Raw genomic sequence first — 14,400 nt, forward strand, 5'->3', positions numbered from 1 at the left:
GCACGGCCTCTTGCGCGGTATCCACCGGTGCGTCCCCCCGTCTCTCCCCCTGCTCTCTCCTAACGCCCGGTCCCATCTGCGGGTTCCCGTGCGCAGCGGCTACAGTCACGGTTGCGTCAACTACGGGGACAGGAGAGGGCCATTACCGGCAACCGGCAGACGAACTTGGCATTCGCCGAGGCGTACGGCGCCGGGACCATCGACGACGCCGCCCACGCCGCCCTGAGCTGGTCCCGCGACCGCGCCCGGGAGGCCGGGGTCCGCGCCGTGACGGCCGCCACCGGCGCGGCCCTGCGGATGCTCGCGGCCACCGCGGACGCCAAGGCGGTCGCCGAGATCGGCACCGGCACCGGGGTGTCCGGCATCTACCTCCTGCACGGCATGCGCCCGGACGGCGTGCTGACCACCGTGGACCTCGAACCGGAACGGCAGGCGTTCGCCAAGCAGGCGTTCCGCGCCGCGGGCTTCGCCGGCAACCGCGCCCGCTTCATCCCCGGACGGGCCCTGGACGTCCTGCCCCGCCTCGCGGACGGCGGCTACGACCTGGTCTTCTGCGACGGCGATCTCCTGGAGTACCTGGAGTACCTCGCTGAATCGTTGCGGCTGCTGCGCCCCGGCGGCCTGGTCTGCTTCCAGGGCGTCTTCGCCGACGGCCGGACGGTGGACTCCGCGGAGCAGCCGGCCGAGGTGCTGCGGGTGCGCGAGCTGCTGCGCGCGATACGGGAGAGCAGCGCGCTGGTACCGGCCCTGCTGCCGGTCGGCGACGGGCTGCTCTGCGCGGTCAAGCGCGGCTGAGCCCCGCCCCGCGGGCGCCCCGCGGTCCCCTCTGCTGCCCTGTCCTGCACGCGAAACGGCCCCGGCACGCGGCGCGCCGTATCGTGGCGTGCCGCGTGCCGGGGCCGGGGTGTCCGGCTGGAGGTACCGGGGCTGGAGTCCCCGGAGAACCGCAGCGGTGTCTCCGCCCTCGTCAGACGGTGACCTTCTCCAGAGCCTCACCCAGGGCCTTGGCCTCGTCGGGGGTCAGCTCGACGACGAGCCGACCGCCGCCTTCGAGCGGAACGCGCATGACGATGCCCCGCCCCTCCTTGGTCACCTCGAGCGGGCCGTCGCCCGTCCGCGGCTTCATGGCCGCCATGCTCGTTCCCCTTCCTGAAACCAGCTCATCTCAGCCGACGGCCTTGATAGGCGCGTGTCACCGGCGTCGAACACATTGCTTCCAGGCCATTATCCCGCATCGAACGACCCGATGACCAACATCAGGGGGCATCCCTTTGGCAACGCGCTCCCGCAAACCCACCCAATTCGGCGATCGGCCTGCCATACTTCGCCACTCCCCACCACCCGGCACACCCGCATTCTTTGACGTACGTCACATGCCGGCGGCGGATGATCTCCGGCATCCTGAGCGCTGGCTGCCGCTGCCGGGCAGTACAGAGCCGCGACGGAGGGGACTCCACTATGGCCGACACCGTGCTCTACGACGTGACCGAGGGACTGGCGACGGTCACCCTCAACCGCCCCGACGCGATGAACGCGATGAACACCGAGGCGAAGGAGGCGCTCCGGGACGCCCTCCGCGACGCCGCCGCCGACCCGGCCGTACGGGCGGTGCTGCTGACCGCCACCGGCCGGGCCTTCTGCGTCGGCCAGGACCTCAAGGAGCACATCGGCCTGCTGGCCGAGGACCGGAAGACCGGCGCGGGGCGCACCATGACCACCGTGCGGGAGCACTACAACCCCATCGTCACCGCGCTCACCGAGATGCCGAAGCCGGTGGTGGCCGGGGTGAACGGGGTCGCCGCGGGGGCCGGCGCGGGCTTCGCGCTGGCCGCCGACTACCGGGTGGTCGCCGACACCGCGTCGTTCAACACCTCCTTCGCGGGCGTGGCGCTGACCGCGGACTCCGGGGTGTCCTGGACGCTGCCGCGGCTGATCGGCCACGGCCGCGCCGCCGACCTGCTGCTCTTCCCGCGCTCGGTCAGCGCCCAGGAGGCGTACGAGCTGGGCATCGCCAACAAGGTCGTGCCGGCCGGTGAGCTGGCCGCCGAGGCGGCCGCGGTGGCCCGCCGGCTGGCCGAGGGGCCGACCGCCGCGTACGCCGCGATCAAGGAGTCGCTGGCCTACGGCGCCGGGCACTCGCTCGCCGAGACCCTGGCCAAGGAGGACGAGCTACAGGTCCGGGCCGGGGCGTCGGAGGACCACCAGCGGGCCGTCGAGGCGTTCGTCAAGAAGGAGAAGCCGGTCTACCTCGGGCGGTGAGCCCGGGCCCGGCGGGCGGCGGCGCGCGCGGCGGTCAGCCGGCCGCCGCCTCCACCTCCGCCCGCACGTGGCACTCCGCGAGGTGGTCGTTGACCAGGCCGCACGCCTGCATCATGGCGTACGCCGTGGTGGGCCCGACGAACCGGAAGCCGCGCTTCTTGAGCTCCTTGGCGAGCGCGGTGGACTCCGGCGTCACCGGCTGGAGGTCGCCGTACGTGCGCGGCACCGGGCGGCCGGTCCGGTCCGGGGCGTAGGACCAGATCAGGGCGTCCAGCTCGCCGGGGGCCAGCCCGGCGGCGACCCGGGCGTTGGCGAGCGTCGCGGTGATCTTGGCGCGGTTGCGGATGATGCCGGGGTCGGCGAGCAGCCGCTCGGCGTCCTCCTCGGTGAACCGCGCCACCTCGGCGATCCGGAAGCCGGCGAACGCGGCCCGGAACCCCGCGCGGCGCCGCAGGATCGTGATCCAGGACAGCCCGGACTGGAACGCCTCCAGGCTCATCCGCTCGAAGAGCGCGTCATCGCCGTGGACCGGCCGGCCCCACTCGGTGTCGTGGTAGGCGCGGTAGTCCGCCATCTGCACGGACTCCATCCCCCACGGGCAGCGCGGCAGGCCGTCCGGAGCCGTCACCACTCCCTTCATGCCCGTCCCTCCCCTTCTTCCCGCTCGTCCGCACCCGGGGCGGCCGGGCCGTCGGGCTCCGCGGTGCGGCCGGGGCCCTCCACCGCGTCCGGCGCACCGGCCGCCGCTCCCCCGCCCCCGGCCGCCGCGGCGTGCGCGCCGGCCAGCGCGGTCTCCAGCTCGGCGATCCGGGCGTCCCGCTCGGCCAGCTCGGCGCCGAGGCGGTCCAGCACGTCGTCCACGTCGTCCATGCGGTAGCCGCGGACCGTGACGGGCAGCCGGACGGCCTCCACGTCGGCGCGGTCCAGCGGGCGCTCCTGGGGCAGCGGGTCGCACAGCCCCTCGGGCTCGGTGTCGGGCAGCCCGCCGCCCTCGCCGCCGGCGTCGCCGCCGCCGACCACGACCAGCGTGACCGCGGCCACCACCACGACCATCGCGATCAGCATGAACCAGAACACGACCACTCCCCGGACTCTCTGTCTGCACCGATCGTGCCATGCGGGTCCGACAGTTAGGGTCGCTCCCGGACCACGGAGAGGGAGTCAGGGAATGCTGCGGCTGGGAAAACGCGAGTTCGGGGCGCATGAACCGGTGATCATGGCGATCGTCAACCGGACGCCGGACTCCTTCTACGACCAGGGCGCGACCTTCCGCGACGAGCCCGCGCTGCACCGGGTCGAGCAGGCGATCGCCGACGGCGCCGCGATCATCGACATCGGCGGCGTCAAGGCCGGCCCCGGCGAGGAGGTGAGCGCCGAGGAGGAGGCGCGCCGCACGGTGGGCTTCGTGGCCGAGGTGCGCCGCCGCCACCCCGACGTGGTGATCAGCGTCGACACCTGGCGGCACGAGGTCGCCGAGGCGGTGTGCGAGGCCGGCGCCGATCTGCTCAACGACGCCTGGGGCGGGGTCGATCCGCGCCTCGCCGAGGTGGCCGCGCGGTACGGCGTGGGCCTGGTGTGCACCCACGCGGGCGGCGCCGAACCGCGTACCCGGCCGCACCGGGTGGAGTACGGCGACGTGATGGCCGACATCCTGCGCGTCACGCTCGGGCTGGCCGAGCGGGCCGCCGCGTTGGGCGTCCGGCGGGACGGGATCCTGATCGACCCGGGCCACGACTTCGGGAAGAACACCCGGCACAGCCTGGAGGCGACCCGGCGCCTGGGCGAGATGGCGGAGACCGGCTGGCCGGTGCTGGTGTCGCTGTCCAACAAGGACTTCGTCGGCGAGACGCTGGACAAACCGGTCAAGGAGCGGGTGCTGGGCACCCTGGCGACCACCGCGGTCTCCGCCTGGCTGGGCGCCCAGGTCTACCGCGTCCACGAGGTCGCCGAGACCCGGCAGGTCCTGGACATGGTGGCCTCGATCGCCGGTCACCGCCCCCCGGCGGTGGCCCGCCGCGGGCTGGCGTGAGGGGACGGGGGCGGGCCTGAGGGGGCGGGGGCCGGGCCCCGGGGGGGGCGTCGAACGGATCCCGTAGGGGTCGCCGGCGCCCCCTGCGGGGCCACAGCGCAGCGGGGGCGGGCGGTATTCCCGGCACCCCGGAAGGCGAACGGATCCGCGGACAGGCGGCGCGGCCCCCCGGAAGGCGGCCCCGGCGCGGCTGCGGGGCCCGCTCACCGGGCCCCCGGGCACGTGCCGCCGTCCCCAACTCCCCTAGATGCCGACCTCCTTGGTCACCAGGGTGATCGCCTCGTCCACGTCGTCGCTGAGGTGGAAGAGCTCCAGGTCGTGCGGGGACGCCTTGCCCTCGGCGACCAGGGTCTCGCGCAGCCAGGAGACCAGGCCGCGCCAGTAGTCGGAGCCGAAGAGCACGATCGGGAAGCGGGTGACCTTGCGGGTCTGGACGAGGGTCAGCGCCTCGAAGAGCTCGTCGAGGGTCCCGAGTCCGCCGGGGAGGACGACGAACCCGCGGGCGTACTTCACGAAACAGGTCTTTCTGACGAAGAAGTACCGGAAGTCCACGCCGAGGTTCACGTACGGGTTCATGCCCTGCTCGAAGGGCAGCTCGATGCCCAGGCCCACGGAGGTGCCGCCGGCCTCGAAGGCGCCCTTGTTGGCGGCCTCCATGGCCCCGGGGCCGCCGCCGGTGATCACCGAGAAGCCGGCCTTGACCAGCGCCGCCCCGATCCGCACCCCGGCGTCGTACTCCGCCGTGCCGCGCGGGGTGCGGGCCGAGCCGAAGACGCTGACCGCCGGGCCCAGCTCGGCCAGCGCGCCGAAGCCCTCCACGAACTCCGCCTGGATCCGCATCACGCGCCAGGGGTCGGTGTGCACCCACTCGGAGGGGCCCTCGGAGTCCAGCAGCCGCTGGTCCGTCGTCGTACCGCCCTGCGCCTGGTCGTGGCGGCGCAGTACGGGACCCAGCCGCTTCTCCGCAGGACCGTACGCTCCCTCGGGGTTGGCCATGACGTGCTCCCTCCGCTGGCAGATCGTTTGCCACTTCAGCGTAGATCCGGCGGAGTGAAGCGGAGGGGAATTCGGCTGGTCCGCGGGCGGTCGGCGAGGGACCGGCCGGACCCCGCCTCAGTCGCGCGGGGCGGCGGTCAGCCAGGCGCGCAGCCGCTCCTCGCAGTGCAGGATGCGGTCCACCGCGACCCGCTCGTCCTTCTTGTGGGCGAGCAGCGCCTCCCCGGGACCGTAGTTGACGGCGGGGACGCCCAGGGCGCTGAAGCGGGAGACGTCGGTCCAGCCGAACTTGGGTTCGGCGCTGCCGCCGACCGCCGCCATGAACGCCCGGGCCGCCGGGTGGGACAGCCCGGGCAGCGCGCCCGGGGAGTGGTCGTCGACGACGAACTCGTCCACCGGGCAGTCCGCGAAGACCTCGCGGACGTGGGCCAGCGCCTCCTCGGGCGTGCGGTCGGGCGCGTAGCGGAAGTTGACGGTGACCGTGCACTCGTCGGGGATGACGTTGCCCGCGACCCCGCCCTCGATCCGGACCGCGTTGAGGCCCTCGCGGTATTCCAGGCCGTCGATGACCGGGCGGCGCGGCTCGTAGGCGGCGAGCTTCGCCAGGAGGGGGGCGGCGGCGTGCACGGCGTTGGCGCCCATCCAGCTGCGCGCGGAGTGCGCGCGCTCGCCGCGGGTGCGCAGCAGGACCCGGAGGGTGCCCTGGCAGCCGCCCTCCACCTGGCCGTCGGAGGGCTCCAGGAGGACGGCGAAGTCGCCGGCCAGCCAGTCGGGGTGCGCCTGCGCGACCTTGCCCAGGCCGTTGAGGTGCGCGGCGACCTCCTCGTTGTCGTAGAAGACGAAGGTCAGGTCCCGGTTGGGCGCGGGGACGGTGGCGGCGATGCGGAGCTGGACGGCGACGCCGGACTTCATGTCGCAGGTTCCGCAGCCCCACAGGACGCCGTGCTCGTCGAGCCGGGAGGGGACGTTGCCGGCGATCGGCACGGTGTCGAGGTGGCCGGCGAGCACCACCCGCTCGGCGCGGCCGAGGTGGGTGCGGGCCACGATGTTGTTGCCGTGCCGGTCGACGGTCAGGTGCGGCAGCGCGCGCAGGGCGTCCTCGACGGCGTCGGCGAGCGCTTTCTCGTCGCCGCTCTCGGACGGGATGTCGACGAGCCGGGCGGTCAGCGCGGCGGCGTCCAGCGACAGGTCAAGGCGGGGGTGAGTGGAGCGCTCCATGGGGCCGACCCTATCGGCAGCCCTCGGGTACGTTGTGCTGCGTGTCCGCCCAGCCCGTTTCCCCCGCCCGCCGCGCCCGTCTGTGGCGTACCGCCGCGGCCGTCGTCGTCCTGCTCGGGGTGGCCGCGTACCTCCTGGTGCAGTACGTCACCAGCGGTCCCGGGGCGCCGCGCTGCACGGTGCGCGTCCAGGGCGGCGGGGACCCTTACGAACTCACTCCGGAGCAGGCCGCGAACGCCGCGACGATCTCCGCGGTGGCGGCCTCGCGCGGGCTGCCGGAGCGGGCGGTGACGATCGCGCTGGCGACCGCGATGCAGGAATCGGGACTGCGCAACATCAATTTCGGTGACCGGGATTCGGTGGGGCTTTTCCAGCAGCGTCCTTCGCAGGACTGGGGCACCGTGCAGCAGATCATGGACCCGGTCTATTCGTCCGGGGAGTTCTACCGCCATCTGGTGAAAGTGCCGGGATATTCCCGGCTGCCGCTGACGGTCGCCGCGCAGAAGGTGCAGCGCAGCGGCTATCCGCAGGCGTACGCCAAGCACGAGGCGAATGCCGCGCTGCTGACCGGGGCGCTGACCGGCCGCAGCGGGGACGTGCTGAGCTGCACGGTCAGCCACCCGGTGGACGGCGCCGGGCCGGACGGCCCGGCGAAGGTGCGGCAGAAGCTGGTGCGGGAGTTCGGCGCCGGGGTGCTGCCGACCGCGGCCGCCGGGGGCCAGGACGCGGCGGCGGGCGGCGGTGTGACGGTGCCGGTGCGGCCGGCGGGGGTGGCCTCGGCGGCGCCGGGCGAGGCCGCGCAGCGCGGCTGGCAGCTGGCGAACTGGGCGCTGGCGCACGCCGCCGACCTGCACATCGAGCGGATCTCCTACGCCGGGCGGACGTGGACGGCGGCCGACTCGGACCAGGGCTGGCAGCGGGCCGCGGGCGGGGACGCGGGCGCGGGTCGGGCCGGGGACGGCGCGGGGGCCGGGGACGCGGTGCGGATCGTCACCGCCCGGTAGCCGCGGGCGGACGCCCGGACGGGAGCCGCGCGCTCCGGTGTGCCGCAAGGGCCTTTACCGGCCGCGAATTTCACCTGGTTGCGGCCGTATCCTTGGTCAATTCCCTTGCGTTTAACGGTCTGTGACGTTTCCGCACGGCTTCGGCGCGCACGCATGTCCCCGCTCTTCATCACGGACAGATTATGTGACACGTTGCCAATTCTTTACCGGAGTTCACCGCAACCTTCGGGCACCTGGCGCGGTAGTCAGGGCGTCCGTCCGCCCGGCGGACATGGCACATCTGTCAGAAGTACGAGTCCTTCTCCGTAAAAGGAGCACCATGTCCCTCCCCGTTACGCGTCGGATCGCCCGAGCCGCCCTGCTGGTCGCAGCGGGCGCCGCTCCCGTGGTCGCAGCGGCCGGCTCCGCGAGCGCCGTGGACCTGCCCCCCAAGGGCAACGAGCTGGGCGGACTGACCACGCTGGACTCCGCGAACACCAGCAAGACCCTGGACCGCACCGCCCGGACCGGCGTCGGTCTGGTCAACGAGACCGGCACGCAGGCCGCGCACACCCTCGCGCCCGCGCTGGTCAAGACGCTCGGCCCGGTCGTGGAGAAGGCCGCGCCGCTGACCCAGGAGGCCGCGGACCGGACCGAGGGCGTGGTCCGGCCGGTCGCCAAGCGGGGCATCTCCACCAACACGCTGGCCACCGACGCGGTCAAGGGCCTGGTCGGTTCGCCCGAGGGACTGCTGAAGCCCGCCACCGGCCTGCTGGGCGGCCACTGATCTTCCGACGCGGTACGGCGCGGGGGCCCGGGGAGACGTTTCCCCGGGCCCCCGCGCGCGGTCGGCGGTACCGGCCTCAGGCGGCCAGGCGGCGGACCGCGGCCGCCACCCGCTCGTCGGTGGCGGTGAAGGCGATCCGGACGTGGCGCGCGCCGGCGGTGCCGTAGAAGTCGCCGGGGGCGACCAGGATGCCGCGCTCGGCGAGGCCGCCGACGGTGTCCCAGCAGGGCTCGTCGCGGGTCGCCCAGAGGTACAGCGACGCCTCGCTGTGCTCGATACGGAAGCCGGCCGCCTCGAAGGCGGTGCGCAGCGCGGTGCGGCGGCGGGCGTAGCGGTCGCGCTGCTCGGCGACGTGGGCGGTGTCGCCGAGGGCCGCGACGGTGGCGGCCTGGACCGGCGCGGCCATCATCATGCCGCCGTGCTTGCGGATCTCCAGCAGCGCGCCGAGGACCGCCGCGTCGCCCAGCAGGAACGCGGAGCGGTAGCCGGCGAGGTTGGAGCGCTTGGAGAGCGAGTGGACGGCTACCAGGCCCTCGTGGGAGCCGCCGCAGACGTCGGGGTGCAGCACCGAGACCGGGTCGGCCTCCCAGCCCAGTTCGAGGTAGCACTCGTCGCTGAAGACCAGGACGCCGTGCTCGCGGGCCCAGGCGACGGTGCGGCGCAGCTCGGCGGGGGTGAGCACCCGGCCGGTGGGGTTGGACGGGGAGTTCAGCCAGAGCAGCTTCAGGCCGGCGGGGTCGAGGTCCCAGGGGTCGTCGTAGACGACCGGTTCGGCGCCGGCCAGGCGGGCGCCGACCTCGTAGGTGGGGTAGGCCAGCCGCGGGTAGCCGACCTTGTCACCGGGACCCAGGCCCAGCTGGGTCGGCAGCCAGGCGACCAGCTCCTTGGAGCCGACGACCGGGAGGACGTTGCGGTGGGTCAGGCCCGGGGCGCCGAGGCGGTCGGCGGCCCAGCCGGTGAGCGCGTCCCGCAGCGCCGGGGTGCCCCACACCGTCGGGTAGCCGGGGCTGTCCGCCGCTGCGACGAGCGCTTCCCTGACCAGGGCGGGCACCGGGTCGACCGGGGTGCCGACGGAGAGGTCGACGATGCCGTCGGCGTGCCCGGCGGCGGTCGCCTTGTAGGGCTCCAGGCGGTCCCAGGGGAAGGCCGGAAGACGGTCGCGAAGCGAGGGGGAGTCGGCGCCCACGGTGCTCTCTTTCTCGTACGGGGTGGCGCGGGGGACGTCGGCGCGCGAAAACGCCTCGGTCCCGTACGGCGGGCAGGCCGTACGGGACCGGGCGGCGCCGTGCGGCCTTCCCCAGCTCAGCCGGGGGTGCTCCCCAGCGGCCCGGGGGACGGGGAGCGGGCGGCTCCCGGACGTCCCTCCGGGGGTGTCAGTGGTCCTGGTTCTGCGGCGGCAGCGCGGCGATGAACGGGTGGTCGCGCTCGATCAGGCCGAGCTTGCTGGCACCGCCCGGGGAACCGAGCTCGTCGAAGAACTCCACGTTCGCCTTGTAGTAGTCCTTCCACTCCTCCGGGGTGTCGTCCTCGTAGAAGATCGCCTCGACCGGGCAGACCGGCTCACAGGCACCACAGTCGACGCATTCGTCCGGGTGGATGTACAAGGACCGGGAGCCCTCGTAGATGCAGTCGACGGGGCACTCCTCGATGCATGCCTTGTCCTTGACGTCGACACAAGGCTGCGCGATGACGTAGGTCACGCTGTCGTTCCTCCTCGGTAGGGCCGGCGGACCGATCGGCGGTACCGCCGCTGGGCGCGCGGGAGCGCGGCGTCGTCGATGCCCGCCACCTAGTATCTCCGTTCCTGGGCACGAGACGAACAAGAGGGGCGGTTACGGAGCGATGGAATTCCTCGCCGGCGGTCGGGCGGAAGTCCGCATCACCCATGCTGACGTGGGCAAAAGAGTATCCGTCCGGCGTCTGACCGGGGGCGGTTCCGGGGAGCCGGCGTTCACGGACGCGGTCGGCGTTCTCACATCCTGGACCGACGGTGTGCTGAGCATCACACGCCGCGGCGGGGAGTGCGTCCGGATCGAGGAATCTTCGCTGGTCGCGGGCAAGGTCGTCCCGGCGGCGCCGGCCCGCAGAAGGGGTCCGGCGGCCACGGTGCGCGAGCTCCAGGAGGTCGCGGCCCGCAGTTGGCCGGCCCTTGAGACGGAACGTCTCGGCCAGTGGACGCTGCGGGCGTCGGAGGGGTTCACCCGGCGGGCGAACTCGGTCCTGGCGCTCGGCGACCCCGGCGTCCCCCTCACCGAGGCGCTGGGGCGGGTGGCGCGGTGGTATGCCGCGCGCGGGCTCCCGGCGCTGCTGACCGTCCCCACCGGGGGCGGCTCCGACGAGGGGCCGGGCGCGGAACTGGCCGCCGGGCTCGCCGCCCGGGGCTGGACGGACGAGGCGCACACCACCGTGCGGACCGCGCCGCTGGCACCGCTCGCCGACGCCGCCGCGGACACCGCGCGGGTGCTGCTCTCCCGGGAGCCGGACGCCGGCTGGCTGAGCCTCTACCACCGCACCGGCGCGGCGCCGTCGGCGGCGGCGCGGGCGGTGCTGACCGGCGGGCCCTCGGTGTGGTTCGCGCGGGTGCCGGCGCCGGACGGCACCCCGGCGGCGATCGGGCGGCTGGCCGTCGACGGCCGCTGGGCGGGGTTCTCGGCCGTGGAGACGGCCCCCGAGCGGCGGCGCGGCGGCCTGGCGACACTGGTGATGGCGGCGCTCGCCGGACAGGCCCTGGCGGAGGGCGCCTCGGCCGCGTACCTCCAGGTCGAGGCGGACAACGCGGGCGCCCTGGCGCTGTACGGCCGGCTCGGCTTCACCGAGCACCACGGCTACCACTACCGGCGCGGTCCGGGGCCCGGGGCGGCCGGGGCCTGAAAGGGGTATCCGTCGGGTATGGGCGAGCGAGCGGAGTGCGGCGGGGAGCCGTCGCCGGAGCGGGACGCGGCGCGAGCGGAGCGGCGGCGGCAGTTCGCCGCGGCGGCCCGCGAGGAGCGGCCGGACCTGGCGCTGCTGTGCCTGCTGATCGGCGCCGAGGCCGACCCGGAGCTGGACCAGGCCGGTCTGGACGCGGCGCAGATCGAACTGGACCGGCTGGCCGGCCTGCTGCCGTACGCCCCGGCCGGCGGCCCCGGCGCCTGGGCCCGCAACCTCGCCGAGCTGCTGGGCACCCGGCTCGGCTTCGGGGGTTCGCCGGGCGACTACCGGCGGCTGGAGTCGTCGCTGCTGCACCAGGTGCTGCGGCGGCGGCACGGGCTGCCGATCCTGCTGTCGGTGGTCTGGATGGAGGTGGCCCGGCGGGCCGGGGCGCCGGTCTACGGGGTGGCGCTGCCCGGCCACTTCGTCGTCGGGATCGGCGATCCGGGCGGGCGGCACGTGCTGGCCGATCCGTTCGCCGGCGGGCGGCCGCTCACCGACCAGGACGCGGCGATGCTGGTCGCCGGGGCGACCGGGGAGGCGCTGGAGCCGGCGATGCTGGCCCCGGCCGGCCCGCTGGAGATCGTCCAGCGGATCCTGAACAACATCCGGGCCTGGGCGCAGGCCCGCCCCGAGCACAGCGCGGTGCACCTGTGGGCGCTGGACCTGGCGCTGCTGCTGCCCAGCCGGCCGGCCCGGCTGCGCCACGAGCGGGCCCAACTCCTCGTCCAGCGGGGCGAGTTCCTGGCCGGGGCGGCCGAGCTGGAGGAGTACGCGCGGGTCCTGGAGCCGGTCCGGCCGGCCGCCGCGACGGCGCTGCGACGGGAGGCGGCGGCGGCCCGGGCCCGGCTGAACTGAGCGGCGGGCGGCGGGGGCCGGGGGCCGGGGGTGGCAGTAGGCCCGGGGCGGCGGGGCCTGACCAGAGGCGGGGCCGGCCACGAGCGGCGGCCTTGTCGTCGGCGCCGGCCTCGCCCCGGGCGCCGGTCAGGCCGGGGCGGGCCGTTCGGGGGCGGTGGCTGCGGCGGGAGCGGGGGCGCGGCGGACGATCAGCAAGGTGGCGTCGTCCCGCAGCCGGCCGCCGGTGAAGTGCTCCAGGTCGAAGCGGAGGGCGTGCGCCACCTCGGCCGGCTCCCGGCCGGTCCAGGCGGAAAGCCGCTCGGCCAGCGGGTAGAAGCGGCCGTCGCCGCCGCGGGCCTCGGTGACGCCGTCCGTGCACAGCACCGCCCAGTCGCCGGGGCGCGGCTGGACGGGGACGCTGTGCCGGGGCTCGCGGCTGAGCTGGCCCAGGCCCAGCGGGAGGCCGCCCTCGCCGTCCGAGCGCTCGTGCACCCGGCCGTCCCGCACCAGGTAGTACGGGATGTGGCCGCAGGACAGGACGCGGGCCCGGCCGGGCGCCCGGACCTCCAGCAGCAGCGCGGTGACGAAGCGCTCGGCGGTGCCCTCCTCGGCGGAGCGGGCGTTGTAGCGGGTCAGCGCCTGCTCCATGCGGTCGGCCACGCCCTCCAGCGACTCCTGGTACTGCGCCGCCTCGCGGAACGACGCCAGCACCTCCAGGCCCGCGCCGATCGCCGGCATGCCCTTGCCCTGCACGTCGCCGATCATCAGCCGCAGGCCGTGCGGGGTGTCGACGGCCTCGTAGATGTCGCCGCCGACCCGGGCGCCCTCCTGGGCGGAGACGTAGAAGCCGTACGCCTCCAGCGGGCCGGCGCGCAGCGGCAGCTCGCGCAGCATGGCCCGCTGGACGGTGTCGGCGACCAGTGAGGTGCGGGCGTGCAGCGCCTCCCGTTCGAGCCGGGTGCGGCACAGCACCAGGGCGAAGACGCTCACCAGGAACGCCCCGAAGACGCCGACGACCCGGCTGGCCGGAGCCCAGTCGGGCACCTTGAGCAGGTCGATGTAGGTCAGGCAGACGACGTAGACGACCGCCACCAGCAGGGTGCGGCGGTACGAGCAGCGCAGCGCGGCGACCAGCGGAGCGATGCCCAGGAACGCCGAGATGTGCAGCTCCGGACCGGTCGTGGCATCCACTACCGTGACGGCCACGATGGCGAGGATCAGCAGCACGGGGGCGAGGAGGCCGCCGCCGTCGGCGGCGGAACGTGGGGCAGGCATGGCACTTCAAGCCTGCGGGACGTTGCGCCGGCCCGCACAGGGGGCGCGGGGCGCGGCTCCAGGGGGTGTCCGCAAAGTCCCGTCTGCCGTCCGCCCCTAGAGCCAGCCCTTGTCGCGGGCGGTGCGGACCGCCTCGGCGCGGTTGCGGGCGGCGGTCTTCTGGATGGCCAGGGAGAGGTAGTTGCGGACCGTGCCCTGGGAGAGGTGCAGCCGTCCGGCGATCTCGGCGTTGGTGGAACCGTCGGCGGCGGCCCGCAGCACCTCCCGCTCGCGGTCGGTGAGCGGGTTGGCGCCCTCGGCCAGCGCGGCGGCCGCCAGCACCGGGTCGATGACCCGTTCGCCGCGCAGCACCCGGCGCACCGCGTCCGCGAGCTGCGCCGCCGGGGCGTCCTTGACCAGGAACGCGTCCGCGCCCGCCTCCATGGCCCGGCGCAGATAGCCGGGGCGGCCGAAGGTGGTGAGGATGACGACCTTCACGCCGGGCAGTGCGTCGCGCAGCCGGGCCGCGGCGTCCAGGCCGCTCAGGCCGGGCATCTCGATGTCCAGCAGCGCAACGTCGACCTGCCCGTCCCGCGCCGCGCCGACCACCTCGTCGCCGCGCGCCGCCTGCGCGACGACCTCCAGGTCGTCCTCCAGGGACAGCAGCGCCGCCAGCGCCTCCCGGACCATCGACTGGTCCTCCGCCAGCAGCAACCTGATCATGCAGCCAGCTTACGGCCTGCCGGAGCCCTGCCGAGAGGGTGGCGAGCCCGGCGGGGGCGGTGGGGCGACGGGGGACGGTCGGGCGACGGGGGACGGTCGGGCGACGGGAGGGCAGTAGGGCGATGGGGGGCAGCGGGGGCCGAGGGACGGCCGGGCTCGGGACGGACGTGGGGCCGGGCACGGGCCAGGCGAGGCCGAGCGGAAGCCCGGTGTGGGTCGGGGGCAGGTGAAGGCGGCTGCCCGGATGATCAGGGCCGCGAGGAGGGCCGGGGCTCCGGGCCAGGGCGCTGCCGGGGGCTCCCCGCGGCGCCCGGGAGAGCCTCAAGGGCGCCCCTGGGCCGGGCCGTTCGCCGGTTCCCGGTCCGGGTCCGGGTCCGGGAGGGGGTCCGGGGCCGGGGCGGGTG

Annotated in this window: 16 protein-coding genes; 7 read left to right on the top strand and 9 right to left on the bottom strand. The window is 74.9% G+C overall.

All coding sequences use genetic code 11. The annotated features are described in order from the left end of the window. Positions 1–111 precede the first annotated feature (111 nt). Positions 112–795, top strand: coding sequence for an O-methyltransferase (locus MUU72_RS13595; protein ID WP_248013461.1), 684 nt, complete (start codon positions 112–114; stop codon positions 793–795). 172 nt (positions 796–967) lie between these two features. Here MUU72_RS13595 and MUU72_RS13600 read toward each other — a convergent pair whose 3' ends face one another. Further along, a complete protein-coding gene (locus tag MUU72_RS13600; RefSeq protein WP_003985072.1) occupies positions 968–1,135 on the bottom strand; it encodes a DUF3117 domain-containing protein in 168 nt (55 codons plus the stop codon). A gap of 323 nt (positions 1,136–1,458) precedes the next feature. Between MUU72_RS13600 and chcB the strand changes: the two genes are divergently transcribed. After that, on the top strand, positions 1,459–2,259 hold the full coding sequence (chcB, locus tag MUU72_RS13605) for a 2-cyclohexenylcarbonyl CoA isomerase (RefSeq protein ID WP_248013462.1): 801 nt from the start codon (positions 1,459–1,461) through the stop codon (positions 2,257–2,259). Between the two features lie 34 nt (positions 2,260–2,293). Here chcB and MUU72_RS13610 read toward each other — a convergent pair whose 3' ends face one another. Together MUU72_RS13610 and MUU72_RS13615 are read right to left on the bottom strand one after the other, a co-directional pair. Then, positions 2,294–2,899, bottom strand: a complete 606-nt coding sequence (locus MUU72_RS13610) for a DNA-3-methyladenine glycosylase I (RefSeq protein WP_282504042.1) — start codon at positions 2,897–2,899, stop codon at positions 2,294–2,296. Beyond that, complete coding sequence (locus tag MUU72_RS13615) at positions 2,896–3,336, bottom strand: DivIVA domain-containing protein (protein WP_248013463.1); 441 nt, start codon at positions 3,334–3,336, stop codon at positions 2,896–2,898. Before MUU72_RS13615 ends, MUU72_RS13610 begins: the two co-directional genes overlap by 4 nt. 91 nt (positions 3,337–3,427) lie before the next feature. On the opposite strand from MUU72_RS13615, the gene folP reads away from it, so the two are divergent. Beyond that, positions 3,428–4,288: a dihydropteroate synthase gene (folP, locus tag MUU72_RS13620; RefSeq protein ID WP_248013464.1), complete on the top strand. Its 861-nt coding sequence runs from the start codon at positions 3,428–3,430 to the stop codon at positions 4,286–4,288. A 243-nt stretch (positions 4,289–4,531) separates the two neighbouring features. Here folP and MUU72_RS13625 read toward each other — a convergent pair whose 3' ends face one another. Together MUU72_RS13625 and dapE are read right to left on the bottom strand one after the other, a co-directional pair. Then, on the bottom strand, positions 4,532–5,284 hold the full coding sequence (locus tag MUU72_RS13625; RefSeq protein ID WP_248013465.1) for an LOG family protein: 753 nt from the start codon (positions 5,282–5,284) through the stop codon (positions 4,532–4,534). Positions 5,285–5,401: 117 nt separating this feature from the next. Further along, entirely contained in the window at positions 5,402–6,502 is a 1,101-nt protein-coding gene (gene dapE, locus MUU72_RS13630) for a succinyl-diaminopimelate desuccinylase (RefSeq protein ID WP_248013466.1), read from the bottom strand. 41 nt (positions 6,503–6,543) lie between these two features. Here dapE and MUU72_RS13635 point away from each other — a divergent pair, with 41 nt between their 5' ends. Both MUU72_RS13635 and MUU72_RS13640 read left to right on the top strand, forming a co-directional pair. Next, positions 6,544–7,506 (top strand): VldE C-terminal domain-containing protein, encoded by a 963-nt coding sequence (locus MUU72_RS13635; protein WP_248013467.1) that lies wholly within the window; start codon positions 6,544–6,546, stop codon positions 7,504–7,506. 319 nt (positions 7,507–7,825) lie between these two features. Then, complete coding sequence (locus MUU72_RS13640; RefSeq protein WP_248013468.1) at positions 7,826–8,272, top strand: ATP-binding protein; 447 nt, start codon at positions 7,826–7,828, stop codon at positions 8,270–8,272. A 76-nt stretch (positions 8,273–8,348) separates the two neighbouring features. Here the strand turns inward: MUU72_RS13640 and dapC are convergent, their stop codons facing one another. Beyond that, positions 8,349–9,458, bottom strand: coding sequence for a succinyldiaminopimelate transaminase (gene dapC, locus MUU72_RS13645; RefSeq protein WP_248013469.1), 1,110 nt, complete (start codon positions 9,456–9,458; stop codon positions 8,349–8,351). A 187-nt stretch (positions 9,459–9,645) separates the two neighbouring features. Next, positions 9,646–9,972 carry a ferredoxin gene (fdxA, locus tag MUU72_RS13650; protein ID WP_016573354.1) on the bottom strand — a complete coding sequence of 109 codons (327 nt, stop codon included), beginning with the start codon at positions 9,970–9,972 and terminating at the stop codon, positions 9,646–9,648. A gap of 142 nt (positions 9,973–10,114) precedes the next feature. On the opposite strand from fdxA, the gene MUU72_RS13655 reads away from it, so the two are divergent. Then, positions 10,115–11,143, top strand: a complete 1,029-nt coding sequence (locus tag MUU72_RS13655) for a GNAT family N-acetyltransferase (RefSeq protein ID WP_248013470.1) — start codon at positions 10,115–10,117, stop codon at positions 11,141–11,143. An 18-nt stretch (positions 11,144–11,161) separates the two neighbouring features. Next, complete coding sequence (locus MUU72_RS13660; RefSeq protein WP_248013471.1) at positions 11,162–12,040, top strand: transglutaminase family protein; 879 nt, start codon at positions 11,162–11,164, stop codon at positions 12,038–12,040. 126 nt (positions 12,041–12,166) lie between these two features. On the opposite strand, the gene MUU72_RS13665 is transcribed toward MUU72_RS13660, so the two are convergent. Next, positions 12,167–13,294 carry a PP2C family protein-serine/threonine phosphatase gene (locus MUU72_RS13665; RefSeq protein ID WP_248013472.1) on the bottom strand — a complete coding sequence of 376 codons (1,128 nt, stop codon included), beginning with the start codon at positions 13,292–13,294 and terminating at the stop codon, positions 12,167–12,169. Between the two features lie 96 nt (positions 13,295–13,390). Further along, positions 13,391–13,996, bottom strand: coding sequence for a response regulator transcription factor (locus MUU72_RS13670; protein WP_248013473.1), 606 nt, complete (start codon positions 13,994–13,996; stop codon positions 13,391–13,393). Positions 13,997–14,400 lie beyond the last annotated feature (404 nt).

It is taken from the genome of Streptomyces rhizoryzae, assembly GCF_023155275.1.
In the GTDB taxonomy this organism is placed as follows: domain Bacteria; phylum Actinomycetota; class Actinomycetes; order Streptomycetales; family Streptomycetaceae; genus Streptomyces; species Streptomyces rhizoryzae.

Bases quoted from the DNA above. Each gene is read 5' to 3' on its own strand.
- MUU72_RS13640 (WP_248013468.1), top strand. From the start codon at position 7,826: ATGTCCCTCCCCGTTACGCGTCGGATCGCCCGAGCCGCCCTGCTGGTC.
- MUU72_RS13655 (WP_248013470.1), top strand. From the start codon at position 10,115: ATGGAATTCCTCGCCGGCGGTCGGGCGGAAGTCCGCATCACCCATGCT.
- dapE (WP_248013466.1), bottom strand. From the start codon at position 6,502: ATGGAGCGCTCCACTCACCCCCGCCTTGACCTGTCGCTGGACGCCGCC.
- chcB (WP_248013462.1), top strand. From the start codon at position 1,459: ATGGCCGACACCGTGCTCTACGACGTGACCGAGGGACTGGCGACGGTC.
- MUU72_RS13665 (WP_248013472.1), bottom strand. From the start codon at position 13,294: ATGCCTGCCCCACGTTCCGCCGCCGACGGCGGCGGCCTCCTCGCCCCC.
- folP (WP_248013464.1), top strand. From the start codon at position 3,428: ATGCTGCGGCTGGGAAAACGCGAGTTCGGGGCGCATGAACCGGTGATC.
- MUU72_RS13600 (WP_003985072.1), bottom strand. From the start codon at position 1,135: ATGGCGGCCATGAAGCCGCGGACGGGCGACGGCCCGCTCGAGGTGACC.
- MUU72_RS13625 (WP_248013465.1), bottom strand. From the start codon at position 5,284: ATGGCCAACCCCGAGGGAGCGTACGGTCCTGCGGAGAAGCGGCTGGGT.
- MUU72_RS13660 (WP_248013471.1), top strand. From the start codon at position 11,162: ATGGGCGAGCGAGCGGAGTGCGGCGGGGAGCCGTCGCCGGAGCGGGAC.
- MUU72_RS13670 (WP_248013473.1), bottom strand. From the start codon at position 13,996: ATGATCAGGTTGCTGCTGGCGGAGGACCAGTCGATGGTCCGGGAGGCG.
- MUU72_RS13610 (WP_282504042.1), bottom strand. From the start codon at position 2,899: ATGAAGGGAGTGGTGACGGCTCCGGACGGCCTGCCGCGCTGCCCGTGG.